Source organism: Blastomonas aquatica (genome assembly GCF_014639875.1).
GTDB lineage: Bacteria > Pseudomonadota > Alphaproteobacteria > Sphingomonadales > Sphingomonadaceae > Blastomonas > Blastomonas aquatica.
In genome coordinates, this window is the sequence record NZ_BMGD01000004.1 from 107,425 (window position 1) to 129,481 (window position 22,057).

A 22,057-nucleotide genomic window follows, 5' to 3' on the forward strand; every position below is an offset into this window, starting at 1 on the left:
GCTATCCCCTCGATATTATGTCATATCTAATGCCATAATATCGCATGAAACACCAATGGTAATCAACAAGCGATGAGTTCCCAACGTTCCAAACGGGTGCTTGGCAGGGCAGCTTCAGCGGCGTACACTGGCTTCATCCGCAACTGGCGCATCAGATGGACCACCATCGGGGAGCGGGCTATATATGTGTCGCGCGCCTGGGCAGTCTGCTGAATGAAAGGCATGCCCATGACCCAAGCCCAAAACCCCTTCAACGTCGTCTTCGTCTTGTTCGACAACGTCACCCAGCTCAATTTCACCGGGCCGGCGCAATTTCTTTGCCGGATGCCCGGGGCAAAGGTTCACGTCGCGGCAGCGAGCCTCGATCCGGTGATGACCGATGTCGGCTTCGGCATCATGCCGACGGTAACATTCGAGGACTGCCCGCAGTCCGATCTGCTATGCGTTCCCGGTGGCCTGGGCGTTGCGCCTGCGCTGAGCGATATCCAGTTGATCGATTTCGTAGGCCAGCAGGCGTCGGACGCACAATGGATCACCAGCGTCTGCACCGGCGCATTTATTCTCGGACAGGCAGGGTTGCTGCAGGGCAGGCGCGCAACGACGCATTGGGGCTTTACCAGCCTTTTGCCGATGGTTGGCGCGGTGCACGAGGACGCCCGCACCGTGTTCGACGGCAATATCGTCACTGCGGGCGGGGTAACCTCTGGCATCGATTTTGCGCTGACGATCGTCGCGCATTTGCATGGCGAAGATGTTGCCCGCTCGCTCCAGCTCAATTTCGAATATGACCCCGCGCCGCCGTTTGCTGGAGGGACCCCTGCAACGAGCCCACAGCACATCGTCCAAGCCATGCAGTCACGGTTCTATGATGACCGTGCCGCAGAGATGGAGAAAGCGCTTCGGGGCTGATCCCATAAAAATGGGCCGGAAGGTTTCCCCTCCGGCCCCGTTTTTTTGTGCGTTGGCTTGGTAGCCGAACGTGCGTGGATCAGAAATCCATGCCGCCCATGCCGCCCATGCCGCCGGGCATTCCGCCGCCCATGCCGCCACCCGAAGACTTGTCTTCCGGTGCGTCGGCGATGGCTGCTTCGGTGGTGATCAGCAGACCGGCAACCGAGGCTGCATCCTGCAAAGCCGCACGCACGACCTTGGTCGGATCGATCACGCCAGCCGAAACCAGGTTTTCATACACATCGGTCGATGCGTTGAAGCCCAGGGTTTCGTCGTTGCTGTCGAGCAGCTTACCCGAGACAACCGCGCCATCGTGCCCTGCATTCTGCGCGATCTGGCGAACCGGAGCGTACAGCGCCTTGCGGATGATATCGATGCCGCGAGTCTGGTCGTCATTGACGCCGGTCATGCCTTCAAGCGCACGGGTTGCATAAAGCAGTGCCGTGCCGCCGCCGGGGACGATGCCTTCTTCAACGGCTGCGCGGGTTGCGTGCAGCGCGTCGTCAACGCGGTCCTTCTTTTCCTTCACTTCGACTTCCGAAGCGCCACCGATCTTGATGACTGCAACACCGCCGGCGAGCTTGGCCAGACGTTCCTGCAGCTTTTCACGATCGTAATCGCTCGAAGTGTTCTCGATCTGGCCACGGATGGCTTCCACGCGCGACTTGATCGCATCGGCTTCACCCGAACCATCGACGATGATCGTGTTGTCCTTGTCGATCGATACGCGCTTGGCCTGGCCGAGCATGCCGATGGTAACGCTTTCCAGCTTGATGCCGAGATCTTCGCTGACCATTTCACCCTTGGTGAGGATCGCGATATCTTCCAGCATCGCCTTGCGACGATCGCCAAAGCCAGGGGCCTTGACCGCAGCAACCTTCAGGCCGCCGCGCAGCTTGTTGACCACCAGGGTCGCAAGCGCTTCGCCTTCGATGTCTTCTGCGATGATCAGCAGCGGACGACCGGTCTGAACGACAGCTTCCAGAATGGGGAGCATCGCCTGCAGGTTCGACAGCTTCTTTTCGTGGATCAGGATGAAGGGGTTGTCGAGCTCGACAGTCATCTTGTCCGGGTTGGTGATGAAGTAGGGCGACAGATAGCCGCGGTCGAACTGCATGCCTTCAACGACATCCAGTTCCGACTCCATGCCCTTGGCTTCTTCGACGGTGATGACGCCTTCCTTGCCGACCTTTTCCATGGCCTGCGCGATCATCTCGCCGATTTCTTTCTCGCCATTGGCCGAGATGGTGCCGACCTGGGCAATCTCGTTGTTGCCGGCGACGGGCTTCGAACGCGACTTCAGGTTTTCGACAACCTTGGTCACCGCCAGATCGATACCGCGCTTGAGGTCCATCGGGTTCATTCCGGCAGCAACCGACTTCATGCCTTCGCGAACGATGGCCTGGGCCAGAACGGTGGCGGTGGTGGTGCCGTCGCCTGCGATATCATTGGTCTTGGAAGCAACTTCCTTGACCATCTGCGCGCCCATGTTCTCGAACTTGTCCTTGAGTTCGATTTCCTTGGCGACGGTGACGCCGTCCTTGGTGATGCGCGGAGCGCCGAAGCTCTTGTCGATGACGACATTGCGGCCCTTGGGGCCCAAAGTCACCTTGACGGCGTCAGCGAGGATGTCGACGCCGCGCAGAATGCGTTCGCGAGCGTCGCGGCCAAACTTTACGTCTTTAGCAGCCATGAGTGTGTTCCTTCTTATCGTTTCGGGTCAGTCGGCTTGATCGGATGGATCAGCCCAGAATGCCCAGAATGTCGCTTTCCTTCATGATGATCAGGTCTTCACCATTGATCTTCACTTCGGTGCCGGACCATTTGCCGAACAGGATCTTGTCGCCAACCTTGACGTCGAGAGCGATGCGATCGCCGTCTTCGTCACGGGTGCCTTCGCCGGCGGCGATGACTTCGCCTTCCGAGGGCTTTTCCTTGGCAGCGTCGGGGATGATGATCCCGCCGGCGGTCTTTTCTTCGGCTTCGATGCGGCGCACCAGAACCCGGTCGTGCAACGGACGAAATGTCATGCGTTAAGCCTTTCCTTGCGTCACTGAAATTAGTGAAACCCCCTGCGCGGCAGGCTCATCTGATGATGACCGCGTCCGCGATTAGCACTCGATCGGGGTGAGTGCTAACGCTGCGGTAGATAGCGGACAGCGCCGCGCGGTCAACCCTTGGCGTACGGAATTTTTTGCGCGCGTCGGCAAAACCGGGTAACCTCTCCATATTGCGGGACGAACCGATTGACGGACAGGCGATCACGCCGTGGATGCCAGTCCTTTTGCGATCCATTGAACCTGAGAGGATGTTTCCATGTCGAATTCCATGCTGACCCTGGGAGCTGCTGCTGCAGCCGTGCTGGCCGCTGCCACCGTTGCCGCGACACCCGCCGCTGCCGCCGGTGAAAAGGAAAAATGCTACGGCGTTTCGCTCAAGGGCAAGAACGATTGCGCTGCTGGCCCAGGCACATCGTGCGCCGGAACCTCGACCGTCGACTATCAGGGCAGCGCCTGGAAGTATGTCGCCAAGGGTGAATGCAGCAAGATGGGTGGATCGCTGACCCCGATGAAGGGCAATGCCAAGCCCATGCCCAAGGGCTGATCCTGCACGATGGTTGACGGCCCGATGATCCTGCCCCCCGCAACAGGCATCGGGCTGAAACCGGCCCACTATCGCGATGTTCTGGAGCCCCAGCCGGGTTGCGCTCTCCCTTCATGGGTCGAAGTGCACCCGCAGAACTATTTCGTCGATGGTGGGCCGCCCCATCGCTGGCTGACTGCAGTCGCAGCACGGCTGCCGGTCAGCTTTCACAGCGTCGGCCTGTCGATCGGCACCGCCCAGGGTCTTGACGAAGACGAGCTTGAGCAGCTGGCCAGGCTCTGCGCGCGGTACAATCCTGCCAGCATTTCCGATCATCTCAGCTGGTCGGGCAACAGCACCGATCGCTATGCCGACCTTCTTCCCATTGCCTATACCAACGCCACGCTCGACCATGTCACCGCGCAGATCGGCCGCGTGCAGGATCGCCTCCAGCGCCCGATCCTGATTGAAAACCCGTCGCGTTACCTCGCCTTTGCACGCGACGAGATGGACGAAGTCGCGTTCATCCATGCGCTTTGCGCAAGAAGCGGCTGCGGGCTGTTGTTCGATATCAACAACGTCGAGGTCAGTTGCACCAACCTGCAGACCGACCCGTTCGCTTATGTCGATGCGATCGATCCGGGCATCGTCGGCGAAATCCATCTGGCAGGGCATGCCACCGAATGGCACGGCAATCGCCCGCTGCTGATCGATGATCACGGCAGTCCCGTCAGCGATCTCACCTGGCAGCTGTTCGATCGGTTCATCGGCAGGGCAGGGGCCAAGCCGGTGCTGATCGAATGGGATACCGACGTGCCCGACTATGCGGTGCTGATCGCGCAAGCCGAGCGCGCGAACGCGCATATGGCGCGCGCGGTCACCCTGGCACTCCAGACCGCCTGAACCCGTGACAGACCTCACGGACGACCAGGCGCGCTTTATCGCGGTGCTGCAGCAGGGACCGCCAGCCTTCCCCGAAGGCATGTTCGCAGGCGATGCAGGTCGCGCGCTGCTGGGGCTGAAGGCGCACGCCAACACGATCAGCCATGCGCGGCTGGTCGCGCTGGAGCAGTCCTATCCGCGCACCCTCGCCCATATCGGGCCCGAAGCGTTCAACGCGCTGTCTCGAGCGTTTATCGATCTGGCTGATGTGCGGTCGCGCAAGCTGATGCAGATCGGCGAGGGTTTCGCCGGTTATCTGGTCGATCATGCGGGCGACCCTTTGGCAGCCGATCTGGCCGCGATCGAATGGGCCTGGTTGGGCAGCTATCACGCGGCGGACGTGCCCCCGCTGCTGCTATCCGACCTGGCACAGTACGACGAGGCCGGGTTGCTCGCGATGCCCGTGATCGTCCATCCGGCAACACGGATCGTACTGGTCGAAAGTGCCGTGACGGGGCTGATGCCCGAACTGGCTGGCAGCAGTGTTGGCGCCACCGCCATTCTACTGACCCGCCCAGGAGAGAGCGTGCGATTACTGCCGCTCGATGCAGCACACGCCAGTATCGCGGGGCTGGCAAAAAATAGCGGCACAATGGGTAACCTTTTGCAGATCGCGATCGAAACAGGCGACGAGGCAGAGGCCTTGCCGGTGATCTTCGCGCTGATTGAAGCGGGAGTGCTGGCAAGACCGGGGGGCTGAGACCTGACAGGCGCGTTCCTTCAGCGATGCATGTGCATCGTCTGCGGGCCACCGGTGACGGTACGACTTTCCTGGCACGTCCGAGCCCTTGACGATTTCAGGCCCAACCGGAAGCCGTGCATATGATGTCCCTGATTCAGCGCCCGATAGCGCTGCTCGAAACCCGATTTTTCGAAGGGCTTGCGCTACTGGTCGCGCGCCTCGCGCTGGCGGCGCAGTTCTGGCGGTCTGCACGCACCAAGGTGGTCGATGGCACCTGGCTACAGATCGATCCGATCACCTTCGATCTGTTCCGTGATGAATATCATATGCCGTTCCCCGAGGTCAGCGGCGTGCTTGCAACCTATGCCGAGCACGGCCTGTCGGCATTGGTCATGCTCGGGCTGGCGACGCGGTTCGGCGCGGCGGGACTGTTGGTGATGACCGGCGTGGTACAGCTGTTCGTCTATCCCGACGCGTTCTGGAACCCGCACGTACTGTGGTTCGGGCTTGCGCTGGTGCTGATTGCGCGCGGGGGCGGGATGTTCGCGCTTGATCGCGCTTTCGATTCGATTTTCAAGCCGAAGGGCACCCAGTCCTGATGCTTACCGCCATTGCGCTGGCCCCGTAGGTTTCAAGCCACATGGCCAGTCAGGATGACATGCTGCGGCAATTGATGCTGGCTGCGCAGGCAGGCGACCGGCAGGCCTATGCGCGCCTTCTGCGCGAGTGCCAGATCTGGCTTTCGCGCTATTTCGCCCGCCGTATTCCACCTTCGCAGATCGATGACCTGGTGCAGGAGACGCTGATCTCGGTACACCGCAAACGCGCGACCTATGATGGCGAACGCGCGTTTCTGCCGTGGCTCGCGGCGATCGGGCGTTATCGCTGGATCGATCATCTGCGCAAGGTCTACCGCGCCAGCGAGACCGGCCTGGATGAAGCGCTGCACGCCGCGCCGCAGGATGATACCGTCATCGATGGTCTCAGCGTTGATGCGCTGCTGCAGCAACTGCCCGCGCGGCAGGCTGAAGTCATCCGACTGGTCAAGATCGCCGGTTACAGCATCACCGAAGCTGCCGAGCGGACCGGACAATCCGAATCCCTCGTCAAGGTCAACATTCACCGCGGCATCCGCAAGATGAGCGCGTTGATCGAGAAAGTGTAACCGTATGGCGCTTGGGATCGAAACCGTCATGAACACATTTGCCGCCCCAGGGGCGATGCCGCATGCTGTCTGGACACCCCGATGCAGCGGAATTCGAGCGGGAACTGATGATGCAGGATGATGCCTCTGCGCTGGGACGCCCCGGTGTGGACCGTTTTGATATCGATGCTCTGGTAGACGACCTCGTCCCCGTGCGTCGTCTTAGGATGCGCGATGGACTGGCGATCGCGCTGGCGACGATGGCGCTGTGTGCGCTCGCAATCGCCTTCTCGCTGGGCGTGCGCGGCGATCTTGCCAATGGCGCGCCGAACTGGATGTTCATCCTGCGATCGGCAACGCTGCTGATGCTTGGGATCACCGCCGCCGCTGCAGCGTTATCGTCGGCAACCCCGTCAGTCGGCGGCGCGCGGCAGGCATTCTGGAAATGGAGTCTCGGCTTTGCGGCGATTTTTCCGTTGGGCGCGGCATTCGTCTGGGTGAGCGATTTCCGCGCGATCGAAGGCGCCCGGAGCGCGCTCGATCCAGCCTACGGAATGCAATGCCTGCAGATGAGCACCTTGTGCGCAGCCTTTGTCGGCACGGCCATGACGCTTTGGATGAAGCGAGGGGCGCCGGTGTCACCGACCCGCACCGGTTGGTTGGTCGGGCTCGCGTCGGGAAGCTTGGGTGCCGCTGCCTACAGCATCGCCTGCAGCGAGAACGTCGTGATGTATATCGGCACCTGGTACACGCTGACGATCGCTGGCTGCGCCATTGCCGGAAGGCTGATCGTGCCGCAGGTGCTGCGCTGGTAATATCGCCGGCACGTCGGCTGTCGAACGCTGTTCGCCGTCTGTCGCGCGAAGCTGTGGCATTCTGCCCTATCGCTCCCTAGATAGGGATCAGGGGCATATCCGCCCACTGCGGAGCAATTGCGATCATGGGTTTTGTCAAAAGCGCCTGGAAGGTGCTGGTGGCCATCAAGGACGGGCTTGTCCTGCTGGCCATGCTGTTGTTCTTCGGTCTCATTCTGGCAGCGTTGTCATGGCGGCCCAATCCTGCGGCGGTCACCGATGGTGCGCTGCTGGTCAAGCTCGATGGCGTGATCGTCGAGGAGCCCGAAACCACCGATCCGATCGCAGCCATTCTCGGCGGACAGGCTCCGCTCAAGCAGTTTCGCGAGCGTGATGTCATCCGCGCCATCGATACCGCAGCCGAGGACGACCGCGTCAAGGTGATCGCGCTTGATCTCGACCGGTTCATGGGCGGCGGGCAGGTATCGCTCGAGCAGATCGGCGAGGCGCTGGGCCGCGCGAAGGCCAAGGGCAAACCGGTCTACAGCTTTGCGACCTTCTACAGCGATTCCGCCTATCTGCTGGCATCGCACGCCACTGAAATATGGATCGATCCGATGGGGGGTGCCGCGTTTACCGGCCCCGGTGGTTCGCGCCTCTACTACAAGGATGCTCTCGATCGCTTCAAGGTCACCGCGCACGTCTATCGCGTCGGCACCTTCAAGAGCGCAGTCGAACCCTATTTGCGCTCGGAGCAGTCTCCCGAGGCCAAGCAGGCGCTGCTTGCCGTCTATGAGCCGATCTGGGCCAATTGGCAGGCCAACGTCAAAAAAGCGCGGCCACAGGCTGATCTTGCAAGCTATATTGCCGACCCCGCTGCGGCGGTGACCGCAGCCAATGGCGACCTCGTCAAGCTGGCGACGGACCGCAAGATCATCGACAAGGTCGGTGATCGCACCGCATTCGGCAAGCGTGTTGCGGAACTCGCAGGCGCAGATGACGACAAGGGGCCCGGCGCCTTCAAGCACACCAGCCTCCGGGACTGGGTCGCTGCCAATCCGCTTAAGACCGGCGGCGACGAGGTCGGTGTGATCACGATCGCAGGCACCATCGTCGACGGCAAGGCCGGCCCAGGCACCGCCGGTGGCGATCGCATCGAAAAGCTGCTGCACGATGGATTGCAGCGCGACAACCTCAAGGCGCTGGTCGTCCGCGTGGATTCGCCGGGTGGCTCGGCGTTTGCATCGGAGCAGATCCGGCGTGCCATCGAGAGCTATCGCGGCAAGAAGATCCCGGTCGTGGTGTCGATGGGCAATGTCGCGGCCAGCGGCGGCTATTGGGTCGCGACTGCCGGCGACACCATCTTTGCCGAGCCTTCGACCATCACCGGGTCGATCGGTATCTTTGCAGTGCTGCCCAGCTTCGAACGCGCGCTGGCCGAGTATGGCGTACGGGCCGACGGCGTTGCCACCACCGATCTTTCGGGTCAGCCCGATGTGCTCGGAGGGTTCAACAGCACCGTCGATACCTTTATCCAGAGCTCGATCGAGCACGATTACGGACGGTTTCTCGGCCTGGTCGGCAAGGCGCGTGGCATGTCCACGGCTGACGTTGACGCTATCGCTCAGGGCCGGGTCTGGGATGGCGGGACCGCGCGCCAGATCAAGCTGGTTGACCGGTTCGGATCGATCGACGACGCCATCGCCGAAGCGGCCAAGCGTGCCAAGTTGAAGGACGACGGCTATTCGGTGCATTACCTCGAAACCTCGCTCGATCCGTTCCAGCAGCTGATCGCCGGCATGTTTGCTCCTGCGGAGGACACCCAGCAGGTACGCGGCCTCGTTGCTCAGCTTGCCTGGCGTCAGCAGGCAGCGCTCGGCCAGGTATTGGGCGATCTCAATGTGCTTAGTGGTGTCCAGGGTGTTCAGGCATGGTGCCTCGAATGTTCAGGCGCGCTGCCACCGCGTGTTGCCGCCAAGGCCAACACCGGCGGGATGACACGGCTGTTTGCGCGAACCGGAAACTGAGGCCGAGCGGGCATCCGCGTCCATCCCGCCCGTTCCTCGATTTCGATAAACGTGGTTGGGCCGCACGTGAAAGTGCGGCCCATTCAGGCGCGGGTTCGAATAGACCTAGCCAATAACCGCCCAATCCCGCTAAGGCTGGGCAGATGGACGTTCAACTTACTTACAAAGCCACCGGACTGGTGATGGCAGGCGGCGCTATTGGTGCTGCCTTGCGTTTTCATGGCACCCAGCTTGCGGTGCGCCTTGGTCACACCGGCTACCCCTTTGCGACTCTGGGCATCAATGTCGTCGGCGGGCTAGCGATGGGGGTACTCGCGGCATTGGTGCTGCGCGAGCATGTCGGTGAACCGATCCGGCTGTTCGTGGCGGTGGGTGTGCTGGGCGGGTTCACCACGTTTTCGGCCTTCAGCCTCGAGATGTTCCAAATGATCGAACGCGGGCAGACGGCGTTGGCGTTGGGCTATGCGCTTTTGTCCGTCGCACTTTCATTGGCCGCGCTTGCTGCCGGATATACGGTGACGCGGGGGCTGACATGAAGCCTCCCGTCGGCAAGACCCCAATCAAGCGCGCTGGTCCGGTCCGCAAGGCTGCAGCGCTCACGCCCGCTGCGGCTACCCACAAACCCAGCGAGGCACGCCAGTTCACCATCGACACCGATGATGACGGCATCCGGCTCGACCGCTGGTTCCACCGGCATTTGCCCGACGTGAACTTCAATCTGGTCTCGCGCTGGGCGCGCACCGGTCAGGTTCGGCTCGATGGCAAGCGCGTCGGCCCTGGCGACCGCATCGTTGCCGGGCAGACCATCCGGATTCCTCCCTCAGAGGTCGAACCAGAACGATCCGTCGCCCGCGAGATGCCCAAGACGCTGAGCGATGACCAGATAGCCTATGCCCAGTCGATGGTGATCCACCGTGATCGCGCTGCGCTGGTGATCAACAAGCCCCCGGGTCTTGCGACGCAGGGTGGCACCCGCACCCATGCGCACGTCGACGGTCTGGGCGAGGCGCTGATGTACGACAGCGCGGTGAAGCCGCGTCTGGTCCACCGGCTCGACAAGGATACTTCAGGTGTCCTGCTGCTCGCGCGCACACCGGGTAGCGCGGCGTATTTTGCCAAGCGCTTTGCCGGACGCAATGCCAAGAAGGTCTATTGGGCGCTGGTGGTCGGCGTGCCCGATATCTATTCGGGGCTGATCGAGCTTCCGCTGGCCAAACAGCCCGGAACCGGCGGCGAGAAGATGCATGTCGACGAGGAGAATGGCCAACCTTCGCGCACCGCCTATCAGGTGATCGAACGCGCCGGCTCGCGCGCTTCATGGGTCGCATTGCAGCCCTTCACCGGGCGTACCCACCAGTTGCGCGTGCACATGGCCGCGATCGGGCATCCGATTGTCGGCGACGGCAAATATGGTGGTCAGAACGCGTTTTTGACCGGCACGATCAGCCGCAAGATGCATCTGCACGCACGCCGCCTGCGGATCGCGCATCCTGATGGACCCGCGCTGGATGTGACGGCCGAACTGCCCGAACATTTTGCCGAATCGATGGAAAGCCTGGGCTTCGACCTCGGCCTTGGCGATTCGGTGTTCGCTGATGAGGCGATCGAGCCGGCAACCCGCGAGGTCAAGAAGCAGCAGGCCAAGGCGCATGCCAAGACCATCCGCAAGGAACGCCGCGGCGAACGGCGCAGCCGGTCGAGCGCCACGCAGCCCACCGGTAAAGGCAAACCTGCCGGCAAGTCCAAGTCTGCCGCAGGTGGCCCTGCCAGGCCCGGTACGCGGTCCAGGCCTGCGGGACCCGCGCGGACACCCCGGCGCCCATGACGACAAAGCTTGCGATCTTCGATTGCGACGGAACGCTGGTCGATAGCCAGGCGAATATCTGCCGGGCAATGGAAATGGCGTTTGCGGCAGAAGGGCTTGGCCATCCCGATCATCACCGGGTCCGGCGTATCGTCGGGCTGTCTCTGGTCGAGGCGATGCGGGTAATGCTGCCCGATGCCGAAGCCGGTTTCCATGTTGTGCTGGCCGACCATTACAAGAACGCGTTTCACGAACTGCGCGGCAACGGAACGCTGCAGCATGAGCCGCTGTACGACGGATTGCTGGAGGTTCTCGATCGCCTGGACCAGCAGGGCTGGAAGCTCGCCGTTGCTACCGGCAAGTCCGATCGCGGGCTCGATCTGTGCCTGACGCACCACGGGATCAAGCAGCGTTTCGTATCGCTGCAGACCGCAGACCGCCATCCCTCCAAGCCGCACCCTTCGATGATCTTCCAGGCTTTGGCCGATGCCGGGGCCAGACCCGAAGCAGCGGTGATGATCGGCGATACCAGCTACGACATGGCGATGGGTGTCGCCGCCAATGTTCGTGCCATCGGGGTCGACTGGGGCTATCATGACGCGTCCGAACTGCAAACCGCAGGCGCAGACAGCATCGCCTATACGATGGATGAACTGTTCGACCACATCGCCAGGCATCCGGCATGACACCCGAAGACCGCAAGGCACGCACGCGTTTCTTCATCATCGGCCTGGTTCGGCTGGCAGGGGCGCTGACGATCGCGCTGGCGGTTGCGGTGTCCTATGGCAAGGTGACAGGCGTTCCCAATGCTGTAGGGTTTATCCTGCTGGCGGTCGGTATTGTCGAAATGATCATCCTGCCGCAGATGCTGGTGGCGCGGTGGAAGTCACCCCCCACACCGTGATGGCAGCAGCATGAAGCGTTTTTACAAGTCGGTCGCGGTCGAGCCTGTCAAAGGCGGGTTTGCCCTGTTGCTCGATCGCCGCCCGGTCAAGACACCAGGACGCACGGCCTTGATTTTGCCCAGCGCTGCTATGTCGCGGGCAGTCGCGGACGAATGGGAAGGGCAGGGAGAGGAAATCGTCATCTCAACGATGCCGATGACGGGTTTTGCCAATGCCGCGATCGACCGGATCGCCCCGGACCCGGCCCGGTTCGTCAGCGACATCGCTGCTTATGGTGAAACAGACACGCTATGTTACCGCGCAGATCCGGGTGATCCGCTGGCTGCAAAGCAGGAGCACGAGTGGGAACCGATCCTGCGCTGGGCCGAAAATCGGTATGATATTAGGTTGATCCGGGTTGCGGGCATTGTCCATCAACCGCAAGCCATGCACAGCCTGTCCCGCCTTACGGCAGTGGTTCGCGCGTTCGATCCGTTCACGCTGGCAGGTCTATCCACGATCGCCAGCATTGGGGGGTCGCTGATATCTGCGCTCGCTATGCTCGAAAATGCCTATGCACCCGACGTGATCTGGCGAGCCGTCTGTCTCGAGGAGCTTTGGCAGGAAGACCTGTGGGGTGCCGATGCCGAAGCCGAGGCAACCCGAGCCTTGCGCCGTACCGCATTTGACGACGCCTATCGCTTTTGCTGTATTGCCCGCGGCATCAGCGGGGAACGTTAGAGCGACGTTCGCGTTCTTGTAATGTTGCCAATGTTCCAATTCGTGTTGCAGCCGATCAGTGTCGATGGCCCGTTACGGCTTTTTTGATCGGTCGTGAACATGCCACCTCAAGGAGACATCCCCAAATGATGAAATCTGCGATTTCCGTACTTTTCGCGTCTACCGCCTTGGCATTTGCGGCAGCCCCCGCAGTCGCTCAGGATGCTGCGGAACCAAGCACTGCACAGCCGACGACCGATCAGCCTTCAGCTGGCCAGCCCGATTCTGGTCAGTCGGGCACAGCCCAGCCCGGTACCGCGCAACCCGGTACTGCTCAGCCTGCGGCTGCTGCGGCGACACAGGCTCCGGCAGGTCCGTTGAGCCCTGAACAGGTCGAAGCCCAGAACAAAGCAATTGCTGACTTCTCCGCGGCACAGCAGGCTCAGGCCGCTGGCAACCACGCGCAGGTAATCTCCACCCTCGAACCCGCTTTGCCGGTTATTCGCGAGATCGCCGGACGTAATCCGTCCGATATCCAGAACGCAGGGTTTCTTGCCAGTGCGCTGACCATTACCGCCAATTCTCAGGGCGCGTTGGGCAACATCGATGCGATTGCCCCGCTATACATGGAAGCCGCGCCGCAATGGACCAAGGTCTACGAAGCTGACAAAGCAAACGCCGGTGTGCGTGGAACGCTGATTTCAATCCTCGTCAATCTGGGCAACTTCAGCCTGAACAAGCAGGACAAGATGGCTGCCCAGCCGCTCTTCGAGCAGGCATTGGCCGTCACCAAGGAAGGCCGCGCGGCAGACCCGGCTTCGGCAGATCTGGCAAACTTCGAATTTGCCAGTCTGATCGGACTGAACCAGGCGACCGGTGAAGCCAGCTATCTTGAAGCAGCCAAGCCGATCGGTGCCGAATTGCGCGAAAAGGGCACCGTAAGCGCAGCGAACCAGCCCGCTGTCGACGCGATCCTCGGCGCAGCCTGATCGCATTCGACCCTAACGAAGAACCCCGCCGGAGACGATCCGGCGGGGTTTTTTGTTTCAGAAGCCTTCGTTCTTTTCGGCTTTTTCTGCCAGCAGCGGTGATACCGCAAATCCGTGCTTTTTCAGCCCCTCGACGATCTTCGGAGTGCCTTCAAGTCCCGCCCAGAACATCGGGCCACCGCGATAGATCGGCCAGCCATAGCCATAGATCCACACCACATCGACGTCGGATGCGCGCTGCGCCATGCCCTCTTCGAGGATCATCGCGCCTTCGTTGACCATGGTGTACAGCGTCCGTTCGATGATCTCCTGATCGCTGATCTCACGCTTGGGCATGTTCGAGCGCGACCGGAAATCCTCGATGATCTCGGCCACTCGCACGCTCGGCGTGGGGTTGCGCTTCTCGTCATAGTCATAAAAGCCCGCGCCCTTCTTCTGACCCCAGCGGTCCTCTGCGCACAAGGCGTCGCGGATGCTCTCGATCCGGCTCGGATCGCGATGCCAGCCGATATCGACCCCGGCTAGATCGCTCATCTGGAAAGGGCCCATCGGCATGCCGAACTCGACATGGACGCGGTCGATCTGCTCGGGCGTCGCACCTTCCATCAGCAGCTTGTTCGCTTCGACCTGGCGCGGCATCAGCATGCGGTTGCCGATGAAACCGTGGCAGACGCCCGCGACCACCGCGACCTTCTTGATCTTTTTCGCGAGCGCCATCACGGTGGCGAGCACGTCATCTGCGGTCTTGGCACCGCGGACGACCTCGAGCAGCTTCATCACGTTGGCAGGCGAGAAGAAGTGCATGCCGACCACATCGTTCGGGCGGCTGGTCGATGCGGCGATCTCGTCGACGTTGAGATAGCTGGTGTTGCTGGCGAGGATCGCGCCGGGCTTGGCGATGGCGTCGAGCTTACCGAACACCTCCTTCTTGACGTCCATGTTCTCGAAGATCGCCTCGATGATCAGGTCGCAATCGGCAAGGTCATCGAGCGACAGCGACGGGGTCAGCAGACCCATTGCTGTCTCGACCTGCTCGGTGGTCAACCGGCCCTTGGCCGCGCTCGCCTCGTAATTCTTGCGGATCACGCCGACACCGCGGTTCAGCGCATCCTCTGCCTGTTCGACGATGGTCACCGCGATTCCTGCGGACAGGAAGTTCATGGTGATGCCGCCACCCATGGTGCCTGCACCGATCACGCCGACCTTGGCGATGGGGCGCAATGCGACATCGCTGGCGATCCCGTCGATCTTGCTCGCCTTGCGCTCGGCAAAGAAGATGTGCCGCTGGGCCGCAGACTGCGACCCGAACATCAGCTTCATGAACTCGCCGCGTTCGAACTCAAGACCTTCGGCAAAGGGCAGGCGGGTTGCAGCTTCGACGCAGGCGATGTTGGCAGCTGGCGCATCAAAGCCGCGGAACTTGCGGGCGTTTTCCTTGCGGAACGCTTCGATTGCTGCATCGTCCGCAGCCACCGACTTCTCGCTCACGCGCGGGATCGGGCGAACATCCTTGACCTTGTCGGCAAAGGCCAATGCTGCATCAAGCAGCGCGCCTTCTTCGGCGAGGTGATCGACCAGGCCCCATTGATGGGCCTTGCTCGCAGGAACAGGGTCACCCTTGGCTGTCATCTCCAGCGCCGCCTTGACGCCGACGACGCGCGGCAAACGCTGGGTTCCGCCGGCACCGGGCAGAAGGCCCAACTTGACTTCGGGCACGCCGAGTTTGGCGGACGGTACCGCCACGCGGTAATGCGCCCCCAGCGCGGTTTCCAGCCCTCCGCCAAGCGCGGTGCCGTGGATCGCCGCGATCACAGGCTTGTCGAAGCTTTCCATCCGCGCAATGATCGCAGGCAGCATCGGCTCGACCGGCGGCTTGCCGAACTCGGTGATGTCAGCACCGGCGAAGAAGGTCTGGCCAGCACAGATCAGCACGATCGCCTTGATGCCATCGTCGGCTGCCGCTTCGTTGAGGGCGGCCTCGAGACCGGTGCGCACGCCAGCGCCCAGCGCGTTGACCGGTGGGTTGTTCGACGTGACGATCAGGATGTCGCCGCGTTTTTCGGTGGAAATAGGGAAATCGGACATGGTTTGGGTTCCTTTTGTCATTCAACGGCGGCGTAGAGCATCGTCTTGATCTCTCGCCGGATGGGATAGGTGCTCGATGGCATCAGCTGGGTCATGAAGATCATGATGATGTCTTCGACCGGATCAACAAAGAACGCGGTCGAGAACATGCCGCCCCAGTAGAAATCGTTGTTCGATCCGGGGACACCGGTCGCAGCGCTGTCGATCGTGGTCGCAAAGCCCAGGCCAAAGCCCGCACCGGCGTTCTCCGCCTCGCTGAACAGCGCCTTGCTGTGCTTGGTCAGGTCGCCACCGCCCGGCAAGTGGTTCGATATCATCAGGTCGAGCGTCTTGCGCCCCAGGATACGCACCCCGTCGAGCGTTCCACCGTTGAGCAACATACGGCAGAAGCGGTGATAATCCGCGAGCGTCGAAGCCATGCCGCCGCCGCCCGATAGCTGACTCGGTGGCCGTCCCCAAGCGGTGGTCGCACCAGGATCGTACATCTTCATCTTGTCGGTAGGGTGGAAAACATAGCAATCGGGCACCCGGTCCAGCTTGCTTTCAGTGATCTGGAAGTGGGTGTCATCCATCCCCAGCGGGCCGGTGACCCGGTCGGCGATGATCTGATCGAGCGGCTTGTTGTCGACCCGCTGCAGGATCGCGCCCAGAATGTCGGTCGAGATCGAATAGTTCCACGACGTGCCCGGATCGAACTGCAGCGGAATGCCTGCCAGGATACGGACGAACTCTTCGAGATCGGGACCGGCAAAGGCCTCCAGCTTGTGCTTGCGATAGGCCGCGTCGATCGGGGTGCGCTCCTGGAACCCGTATGTCAGGCCCGACGTGTGCCGCAGCAGATCGACCATCCGCATCGGCTGGCTCGTCGGGCGGGTGACGAACGGCTGGTTGCCGCCGCCCGAGACGAACACGCCCAGGTTCTTCCATTCGGGAATGATCCGGTGGACGGGATCGGCCAGCGCGATCTTGCCCTCCTCGACCAGTTGCATGAACGCAACCGAGGTGATCGGCTTGGTCATGCTGGCGATCCGGAAGATCGCATCCTGCGCCAACGGCTGGCCCGGGCGGGCCTCGCCCTGCAGCGACAGATGCGCCACCTCGTGCCCGCGCCCGATCAGCAGCGCGGCATGGGGCAGGCATTGGCTTTCCAGATATTTGCTGCGGATGTGGACGGGAATACGCTCAAGCAAAGACTGGTTGAAGCCAAGGTCGGCCGGGTCTGACACAAAAATACTCATCTGGGAAAATCCGCTGCTCCGCTGGGGTGGTGATAGGTCAGGTCGCCGTCTGCCCGAAGCGCTGCCGGGCATAGGGATGCGAGCTGGTGAGGCCGCCATCGACAACAAGCGCATGGCCGTTGACATAGCTTGAGCGATCGGACGCGAGGAACAATGCCGCTTCGGCGATCTCGCTGGGGATGCCACCGCGCTGCATCGGGTTCAATTGCCCGATCTTGTCTTCAAACCCTTTTTCGCGCGCCTTGGTATAGATGAACTCGGTCATCCCGGTTTCGATCAGCCCGGGGCAGATTGCGTTGCAGCGCACGTCGCTGCCGGTCAATTGCTGCGCAGCAATCCGCACAAGGTTGATCACGCCTGCCTTGCTCGCGGTGTAGGCCGGACCGCCCGCGCCCGAGCGCAAGCCGGCGACCGAGGCTGTGCAAATGATCGATCCGCCATTGCCGGCATCTGCCATGACCTTGCCTGCGTGCTTGATCGCGAGGAACGGACCGATCAGGTTGATCGCCAGGATCCGTTCCCATTCCTCGACGGTCTGATCGAAGATGCCATCGAACCCGCCCGAGATGCCCGCATTGGCGAAAAAAACATCGAGCTTACCATGCCGCTCGACCGCTTTGGCGACCAGCATCTGGACGTCGGCCTCCTTGCTGACATCGGCCTGGACCGCAGTGATCGCATCGGGGTTCTGTGCCGCAGTGTCGTCCTGCTTGCCGGTGATATCGCTGGCGATGACCTTGGCGCCATGCTGCGCGAACAGCAGTGCGCTGGCTTTGCCGATACCGGAGCCAGCACCGGTGACGATCGCGACCTTGCCTTGAAGATCCATGAAATTATCCCTCCGTGATACAGCGTGTCAAAGCGCCGCTGCGATTGTCGTGCCGCCATCGATGACGATCGACTGGCCAGTGATATAGGTCGCGGCGTCAGATGCCAAAAACACCGCTGCGCCCGCAATCTCGTCAGGCTGGCCGATCCGGCGCAGCGGCGTGACACTGCGGATGTGGCCCATGACCTGGTCGTTCTCCCATAGCGCGCGCGCCATGTCGGTCTGGATCAGGCCCGGCGCGATGCAGTTGACCCGGATGTTGTCGGGCCCCAGCTCGACCGCCAGATTGCGCGCGAGCTGAAAGTCCGCTGCCTTGGAGATGTTGTAGACGCCGATGCTGGCGGTGCCCTGCAGCCCGCCAATCGACGAGACGATGATCACCGATCCGCGTCCCGCCGCGCGCATATCAGGCAGCGCCATCTGGATCAGCCAGTGATTGGACAGGATGTTGTTGTCGAGGATCTTGCGGAACTGATCATCGCTGATCCCGCTCATCGGCCCGTAATAGGGATTGCTCGCAGCGTTGCAGACCAGAATGTCGATCGGACCCAGCTGCGTGCGGGTCTGGTCGACGAGGTTTTGCAGATCGTCCTTACGCGAGATGCTGGCGGCGACCGCTATCGCGGTGCCGGCTCCGTGCTGCGCGTTGATCTCGGCAGCTACAGCGTCGCAGGCGTCCTGCTTGCGGCTGGAGATCACCACCTTGGCGCCTTGCGCTGCCATCTTGCGCGCCGTGGCGGCACCGATCCCGCGCGACGATCCGGTGATGATAGCGACGCGCCCGGTCAGATCAAAGCTCGACACGCTCACTGCGCCCCTGCCTTTTTGGCATATTGCCATGCGGCCTGCGCCAGCGGGATCACACGCTCGGCCATTTGCGCTGCCTGCGCGCTCGATGCGGTGCCATCGATGACCCGCTTCTTGATCCCCTGCAAAATCGCGGCGATGCGGAACTGGTTGTAGGCGAGGTACCAGTCCATATCGGGGACGTGGTCGAGCCCGGCCTTCTCGACATAGCGGGCGGTCGCCTCCTCGATCGTCGGGATGCCCAGCGCCTTGACGTCCACGCCGAGCAGTCCGTTGCGGCCCTCGGCGGGCTGGACCCAGCTCATCAGGAAATAGGAAAGGTCGGCGATCGGATCACCGAGCGTTGACAGCTCCCAGTCGAGCAAGGCCAGCACCTTGGGCTCATCCTTGTCGAAGATCATGTTGTCGATCCGAAAATCGCCATGCGCGATGCCAAAGCCGCGCTGCTCGGGCACGGTCTTTTCCAGCCATTCGATCAGCTGGTCCATTTCCGGAATGGTTTCGGTTTCGGAGAGCCGGTACTGCTTGGTCCAGCGTGAAATCTGGCGCGCGCAATAGTTGCCAGGTTTGCCATAGGTTTCGAGGCCAATGGCGAACGGATCGAAGCTGTGCAGATGCGCCAACGTATCGATCATCGCATTGTAGATCGCGGTGCGCTGCTCGGGCGTCTTGCCGGGCAGGGTACCATCCCAATAGCTTGCACCATCGGTGAAGCTCATGACGTAGAACATCGAGCCGATAACGCTATCGTCCTCGCACAATCCGTACTGGCGCGAGACCGGGAAACCCTGATCGAACAATGCCGCCTGGACGCGGTATTCGCGGTCGACCGCATGCGCCGATGGCAGCAACGGACCGAAGGGCTTGCGGCGCAGCACATAGGCAGCGTTCGGCGTGCTCACCTTGTAGGTCGGGTTGGATTGGCCACCCTTGAACTTGGACATGCTGAGCGGTCCGGCAAAGCCTTCGACATTGGCCTCGAACCAGGCGGTTAGCTTGCCCTCGTCCAACCGGTCCTGCTCGGGCACGTCCATCGTGCCGGTCATCGTCGCCTGTGCGTCGATTTGTTCCATAATCGTCTAATTCCCTGCCATCTCAGCTATAGGTAATGACCGACCGCGCGGAGTCACCAACACGCAGCGCGTCAAACGCGTCGTTGATCCGTTCCAGCGGCATGCGTTCGGCAATGATGGTGTCGAGGTCGAGCATGCCGCGCATGTAAAACTCCACAAGTCGCGGAATTTCAACAGGAAATCGGTTGTTGCCCATCAACGAGCCTTGGAGCTTCTTGCCCTGCAGCAGTTCCATCGCGCTCAATGATACCTTCTCGGCCAGTGGCATCATCCCCAGAATGGTCGCGGTCCCGCCGCGCCGCAGCACCTTGACCGCCATCGCGCCTGAAGCCGGTCGGCCCACCGCTTCGATGGCGTGATGGACACCGCCCTTGGTCATCTCGATCACCACATCGGCGGCACCTTCCGCGCTCGAATCGATCATGTCGGTCGCGCCCAATTTGTGAGCGAGCGCGCGCTTGTCGGCGACAGGATCGATCGCGATGATGCGGCCTGCGCCAGCAATCTTGGCAGCATTGACAGCCGCCAGGCCGACGCCGCCGCAGCCAACGATCGCCACGGTCTCGCCGGGAACAAGATCGGCCGCATTGAAGATCGCGCCCGCGCCGGTGGTGACGGCACATCCGATGACGCAGGCCCGGTCGAGTGGCATATCGGGGTTGATTGCAACACAGGCATGCTCGTGAACTAGCATCATTTCGGCATAGGCCGACAGGTTGAGCATCTGGTGTACCGGTGCCCCGTTGAGGCTGAGCCGGGGGGCTTCATTGAGTCCGCGCTTGGTATCCTGGCCGATGCACAACGCCATCCGCCCCGTCACGCAAAACTCGCAGTGACCGCAATAGGCGCTCAGACAGGTCACGACCGCATCGCCCGGCTTTACCGTCGTCACGCCGTCACCCACCGCCTCGACAATCCCTGCGGCTTCATGACCTGGAATAAAGGGAAGGGGGGCAGGATAGCTGCCATCGACGAAATGCAGATCGGACCGGCACACCCCGGTTGCAGCGGTGCGGATCAGCACCTCGCGCGGGCCGGGCTTGTCGATGGTGACGTCGTGCACCTCGAGCGGTTTGCCCGGCTCAAAACAGATCGCGGCTTTCATCGTTGCTCTCCCAAGCCATGAATCACTTCACGTGTCGCTCGCCCCGTCTGATGCGGGGTTTTCCCTCTCCCACGGAGGGGAGAGGGAAAATCAGTCAGCGCGTCACACCCAGATCGCCTGAGCTCAGCTCGCCGTCATCGTCGTTCACGCCGTGGCGTCCCAGTTCCATCCGTGCGATGGTGCGGTTGTGCACTTCATCGGGACCATCGGCAAGCCGCAGCGTGCGCATGTGCGCATAGGCCTTGGCCAGACCAAAGTCTTCGCTGACGCCCGCACCACCGTGCGCCTGGATGGCATCGTCGATGATCTTGAGCGCCATCCGCGGCGCAGCAACCTTGATCATCGCGATCTCGGCCTTGGCGTACTTGTTGCCGACCTTGTCCATCATGTCCGCAGCCTTGAGGCAGAGCAGACGGTTCAGCTCGATGTCGATGCGCGCGGCAGCCAGACGCTCGTCCCAGATGCTGTACTCGGAAATGCGCTTGCCGAACGCGACGCGGGTCTGCAGGCGACGCGCCATCTTCGCCAGCGCTTCTTCAGCAACACCAATCGTGCGCATGCAGTGGTGGATGCGGCCAGGTCCAAGGCGGCCCTGCGCGATCTCGAAGCCGCGCCCCTCACCCAGCAGCATGTTCGATGCCGGGATGCGGACGTTGTTGAGCTCGATTTCCATATGGCCATGCGGTGCATCATCGTAGCCGAAGACGGGCAGGTGGCGCACGATCTTTACGCCCGGCGCATCGAGCGGCATCAGCACCATCGACTGCTGCGCGTGGCGCTTCGCCTCGAAATCGGTCTTGCCCATCACGATTGCGATCTTGCAGCGCGGATCGCCCGCACCCGACGACCACCACTTGCGGCCGTTGATCACATATTCGTCGCCCTCGCGGCGGATCGAGGTTTCGATATTGGTCGCATCGGACGAGGCGACCTGCGGCTCGGTCATCAGGAAGGCCGAACGGATTTCACCGTCCATCAGCGGCTTGAGCCACTCATCCTTGTGTGCGCGGGTGCCATAACGATGGAGCACTTCCATGTTGCCGGTATCGGGTGCCGAGCAGTTGAACACCTCGCTCGCCATACCGACGCGGCCCATTTCCTCGGCGCACAGGGCGTATTCGAGGTTGGTGAGGCCGGGGCCATCGAATTCGAAGCTGTCGTCGACATGCGCCAGATTGGGGTTCGATGGCGGCATGAACAGGTTCCAGATTCCTGCAGCCTTGGCCTTGGCCTTCTCTTCCTCGATGACCGGCAGCACCTTCCAGCGCGAGCCTTCGGCCTGCTGGTCGTGATAGTCCTTTTCGCGCGGACGGACATTGCTTTCGATGAAGGCGCGGACGCGATCGCGCCAATAAGCCTGACGTTCGGTAAGATCAAAATCCATAACCCGGATATCCTTT

General features: G+C 61.9%; 23 protein-coding genes and 1 riboswitch. Of the genes, 14 read left to right on the forward strand and 9 right to left on the reverse strand.

Annotation, left to right across the window (positions count from 1 at the left end; genetic code table 11):
• The first annotated feature begins 129 nt into the window (after positions 1-129).
• A riboswitch (ZMP/ZTP riboswitch) is annotated at positions 130-210 on the forward strand.
• Between the two features lie 18 nt (positions 211-228).
• Positions 229-909 (forward strand): DJ-1/PfpI family protein, encoded by a 681-nt coding sequence (locus IEW00_RS12330; protein WP_188514714.1) that lies wholly within the window; start codon positions 229-231, stop codon positions 907-909.
• 79 nt (positions 910-988) lie between these two features.
• On the opposite strand, the gene groL is transcribed toward IEW00_RS12330, so the two are convergent.
• The gene (groL, locus tag IEW00_RS12335) at positions 989-2,644 is read right to left on the reverse strand and encodes a chaperonin GroEL (RefSeq protein WP_188514715.1); all 1,656 of its coding nucleotides are present in this window, start codon (positions 2,642-2,644) and stop codon (positions 989-991) included.
• A 49-nt stretch (positions 2,645-2,693) separates the two neighbouring features.
• Positions 2,694-2,981 carry a co-chaperone GroES gene (gene groES, locus IEW00_RS12340; RefSeq protein WP_188514716.1) on the reverse strand — a complete coding sequence of 96 codons (288 nt, stop codon included), beginning with the start codon at positions 2,979-2,981 and terminating at the stop codon, positions 2,694-2,696.
• A 286-nt stretch (positions 2,982-3,267) separates the two neighbouring features.
• Between groES and IEW00_RS12345 the strand changes: the two genes are divergently transcribed.
• The 13 genes from IEW00_RS12345 to IEW00_RS12405 all read left to right on the forward strand — a co-directional run bounded on the left by IEW00_RS12345 (position 3,268) and on the right by IEW00_RS12405 (position 13,520).
• On the forward strand, positions 3,268-3,555 hold the full coding sequence (locus tag IEW00_RS12345; RefSeq protein WP_188514717.1) for a BufA1 family periplasmic bufferin-type metallophore: 288 nt from the start codon (positions 3,268-3,270) through the stop codon (positions 3,553-3,555).
• A 9-nt stretch (positions 3,556-3,564) separates the two neighbouring features.
• Positions 3,565-4,437 (forward strand): MNIO family bufferin maturase, encoded by an 873-nt coding sequence (gene bufB / locus IEW00_RS12350; protein ID WP_188514718.1) that lies wholly within the window; start codon positions 3,565-3,567, stop codon positions 4,435-4,437.
• A gap of 4 nt (positions 4,438-4,441) precedes the next feature.
• Positions 4,442-5,176, forward strand: a complete 735-nt coding sequence (locus IEW00_RS12355) for an HvfC/BufC N-terminal domain-containing protein (protein ID WP_188514719.1) — start codon at positions 4,442-4,444, stop codon at positions 5,174-5,176.
• A 122-nt stretch (positions 5,177-5,298) separates the two neighbouring features.
• Positions 5,299-5,757, forward strand: a complete 459-nt coding sequence (locus IEW00_RS12360; protein WP_188514720.1) for a DoxX family protein — start codon at positions 5,299-5,301, stop codon at positions 5,755-5,757.
• Between the two features lie 41 nt (positions 5,758-5,798).
• Positions 5,799-6,323: a sigma-70 family RNA polymerase sigma factor gene (locus tag IEW00_RS12365; protein ID WP_188514721.1), complete on the forward strand. Its 525-nt coding sequence runs from the start codon at positions 5,799-5,801 to the stop codon at positions 6,321-6,323.
• A gap of 62 nt (positions 6,324-6,385) precedes the next feature.
• The gene (locus IEW00_RS12370; RefSeq protein WP_188514722.1) at positions 6,386-7,117 is read left to right on the forward strand and encodes an NrsF family protein; all 732 of its coding nucleotides are present in this window, start codon (positions 6,386-6,388) and stop codon (positions 7,115-7,117) included.
• Between the two features lie 125 nt (positions 7,118-7,242).
• A complete protein-coding gene (gene sppA, locus IEW00_RS12375; RefSeq protein ID WP_188514723.1) occupies positions 7,243-9,123 on the forward strand; it encodes a signal peptide peptidase SppA in 1,881 nt (626 codons plus the stop codon).
• Positions 9,124-9,266: 143 nt separating this feature from the next.
• Positions 9,267-9,659 (forward strand): fluoride efflux transporter CrcB, encoded by a 393-nt coding sequence (gene crcB, locus IEW00_RS12380; protein ID WP_188514724.1) that lies wholly within the window; start codon positions 9,267-9,269, stop codon positions 9,657-9,659.
• Complete coding sequence (locus IEW00_RS12385; protein WP_188514725.1) at positions 9,656-10,948, forward strand: RluA family pseudouridine synthase; 1,293 nt, start codon at positions 9,656-9,658, stop codon at positions 10,946-10,948. The genes crcB and IEW00_RS12385 overlap by 4 nt, the downstream gene beginning before the upstream one ends.
• Positions 10,945-11,613 (forward strand): HAD-IA family hydrolase, encoded by a 669-nt coding sequence (locus IEW00_RS12390; protein WP_188514726.1) that lies wholly within the window; start codon positions 10,945-10,947, stop codon positions 11,611-11,613. Before IEW00_RS12385 ends, IEW00_RS12390 begins: the two co-directional genes overlap by 4 nt.
• Positions 11,610-11,831: a hypothetical protein gene (locus IEW00_RS12395; RefSeq protein WP_188514727.1), complete on the forward strand. Its 222-nt coding sequence runs from the start codon at positions 11,610-11,612 to the stop codon at positions 11,829-11,831. The genes IEW00_RS12390 and IEW00_RS12395 overlap by 4 nt, the downstream gene beginning before the upstream one ends.
• A 10-nt stretch (positions 11,832-11,841) precedes the next feature.
• Positions 11,842-12,552, forward strand: a complete 711-nt coding sequence (locus IEW00_RS12400) for an ATP12 family chaperone protein (RefSeq protein WP_188514728.1) — start codon at positions 11,842-11,844, stop codon at positions 12,550-12,552.
• Between the two features lie 125 nt (positions 12,553-12,677).
• Complete coding sequence (locus IEW00_RS12405; RefSeq protein ID WP_188514729.1) at positions 12,678-13,520, forward strand: hypothetical protein; 843 nt, start codon at positions 12,678-12,680, stop codon at positions 13,518-13,520.
• A 57-nt stretch (positions 13,521-13,577) separates the two neighbouring features.
• On the opposite strand, the gene IEW00_RS12410 is transcribed toward IEW00_RS12405, so the two are convergent.
• From IEW00_RS12410 to IEW00_RS12440, 7 genes are all read right to left on the reverse strand, one after another.
• Positions 13,578-15,605, reverse strand: coding sequence for a 3-hydroxyacyl-CoA dehydrogenase NAD-binding domain-containing protein (locus IEW00_RS12410; protein WP_188514730.1), 2,028 nt, complete (start codon positions 15,603-15,605; stop codon positions 13,578-13,580).
• Positions 15,606-15,622: 17 nt separating this feature from the next.
• Positions 15,623-16,843: a serine hydrolase domain-containing protein gene (locus tag IEW00_RS12415; RefSeq protein WP_188514731.1), complete on the reverse strand. Its 1,221-nt coding sequence runs from the start codon at positions 16,841-16,843 to the stop codon at positions 15,623-15,625.
• A gap of 37 nt (positions 16,844-16,880) precedes the next feature.
• On the reverse strand, positions 16,881-17,672 hold the full coding sequence (locus IEW00_RS12420) for an SDR family NAD(P)-dependent oxidoreductase (RefSeq protein ID WP_188514732.1): 792 nt from the start codon (positions 17,670-17,672) through the stop codon (positions 16,881-16,883).
• Between the two features lie 27 nt (positions 17,673-17,699).
• Positions 17,700-18,476 (reverse strand): SDR family NAD(P)-dependent oxidoreductase, encoded by a 777-nt coding sequence (locus tag IEW00_RS12425; RefSeq protein ID WP_188514733.1) that lies wholly within the window; start codon positions 18,474-18,476, stop codon positions 17,700-17,702.
• A gap of 2 nt (positions 18,477-18,478) precedes the next feature.
• Positions 18,479-19,552: a phosphotransferase family protein gene (locus tag IEW00_RS12430; RefSeq protein WP_188514734.1), complete on the reverse strand. Its 1,074-nt coding sequence runs from the start codon at positions 19,550-19,552 to the stop codon at positions 18,479-18,481.
• Positions 19,553-19,574: 22 nt separating this feature from the next.
• Positions 19,575-20,657, reverse strand: coding sequence for a Zn-dependent alcohol dehydrogenase (locus IEW00_RS12435; RefSeq protein ID WP_188514735.1), 1,083 nt, complete (start codon positions 20,655-20,657; stop codon positions 19,575-19,577).
• Positions 20,658-20,751: 94 nt separating this feature from the next.
• Positions 20,752-22,041 (reverse strand): acyl-CoA dehydrogenase family protein, encoded by a 1,290-nt coding sequence (locus IEW00_RS12440; RefSeq protein WP_188514736.1) that lies wholly within the window; start codon positions 22,039-22,041, stop codon positions 20,752-20,754.
• Positions 22,042-22,057: the final 16 nt, after the last annotated feature.

Excerpts from the sequence above, each read along its gene's own strand:
- IEW00_RS12330 (WP_188514714.1), top strand. The coding sequence starts at position 229 with ATGACCCAAGCCCAAAACCCCTTCAACGTCGTCTTCGTCTTGTTCGAC.
- groL (WP_188514715.1), bottom strand. The coding sequence starts at position 2,644 with ATGGCTGCTAAAGACGTAAAGTTTGGCCGCGACGCTCGCGAACGCATT.
- groES (WP_188514716.1), bottom strand. The coding sequence starts at position 2,981 with ATGACATTTCGTCCGTTGCACGACCGGGTTCTGGTGCGCCGCATCGAA.
- IEW00_RS12345 (WP_188514717.1), top strand. The coding sequence starts at position 3,268 with ATGTCGAATTCCATGCTGACCCTGGGAGCTGCTGCTGCAGCCGTGCTG.
- bufB (WP_188514718.1), top strand. The coding sequence starts at position 3,565 with ATGGTTGACGGCCCGATGATCCTGCCCCCCGCAACAGGCATCGGGCTG.
- IEW00_RS12360 (WP_188514720.1), top strand. The coding sequence starts at position 5,299 with ATGATGTCCCTGATTCAGCGCCCGATAGCGCTGCTCGAAACCCGATTT.
- IEW00_RS12365 (WP_188514721.1), top strand. The coding sequence starts at position 5,799 with ATGGCCAGTCAGGATGACATGCTGCGGCAATTGATGCTGGCTGCGCAG.
- IEW00_RS12370 (WP_188514722.1), top strand. The coding sequence starts at position 6,386 with ATGCTGTCTGGACACCCCGATGCAGCGGAATTCGAGCGGGAACTGATG.
- sppA (WP_188514723.1), top strand. The coding sequence starts at position 7,243 with ATGGGTTTTGTCAAAAGCGCCTGGAAGGTGCTGGTGGCCATCAAGGAC.
- crcB (WP_188514724.1), top strand. The coding sequence starts at position 9,267 with ATGGACGTTCAACTTACTTACAAAGCCACCGGACTGGTGATGGCAGGC.
- IEW00_RS12385 (WP_188514725.1), top strand. The coding sequence starts at position 9,656 with ATGAAGCCTCCCGTCGGCAAGACCCCAATCAAGCGCGCTGGTCCGGTC.
- IEW00_RS12390 (WP_188514726.1), top strand. The coding sequence starts at position 10,945 with ATGACGACAAAGCTTGCGATCTTCGATTGCGACGGAACGCTGGTCGAT.
- IEW00_RS12395 (WP_188514727.1), top strand. The coding sequence starts at position 11,610 with ATGACACCCGAAGACCGCAAGGCACGCACGCGTTTCTTCATCATCGGC.
- IEW00_RS12400 (WP_188514728.1), top strand. The coding sequence starts at position 11,842 with ATGAAGCGTTTTTACAAGTCGGTCGCGGTCGAGCCTGTCAAAGGCGGG.
- IEW00_RS12405 (WP_188514729.1), top strand. The coding sequence starts at position 12,678 with ATGATGAAATCTGCGATTTCCGTACTTTTCGCGTCTACCGCCTTGGCA.
- IEW00_RS12410 (WP_188514730.1), bottom strand. The coding sequence starts at position 15,605 with ATGTCCGATTTCCCTATTTCCACCGAAAAACGCGGCGACATCCTGATC.
- IEW00_RS12415 (WP_188514731.1), bottom strand. The coding sequence starts at position 16,843 with ATGAGTATTTTTGTGTCAGACCCGGCCGACCTTGGCTTCAACCAGTCT.
- IEW00_RS12420 (WP_188514732.1), bottom strand. The coding sequence starts at position 17,672 with ATGGATCTTCAAGGCAAGGTCGCGATCGTCACCGGTGCTGGCTCCGGT.
- IEW00_RS12430 (WP_188514734.1), bottom strand. The coding sequence starts at position 19,552 with ATGGAACAAATCGACGCACAGGCGACGATGACCGGCACGATGGACGTG.
- IEW00_RS12435 (WP_188514735.1), bottom strand. The coding sequence starts at position 20,657 with ATGAAAGCCGCGATCTGTTTTGAGCCGGGCAAACCGCTCGAGGTGCAC.
- IEW00_RS12440 (WP_188514736.1), bottom strand. The coding sequence starts at position 22,041 with ATGGATTTTGATCTTACCGAACGTCAGGCTTATTGGCGCGATCGCGTC.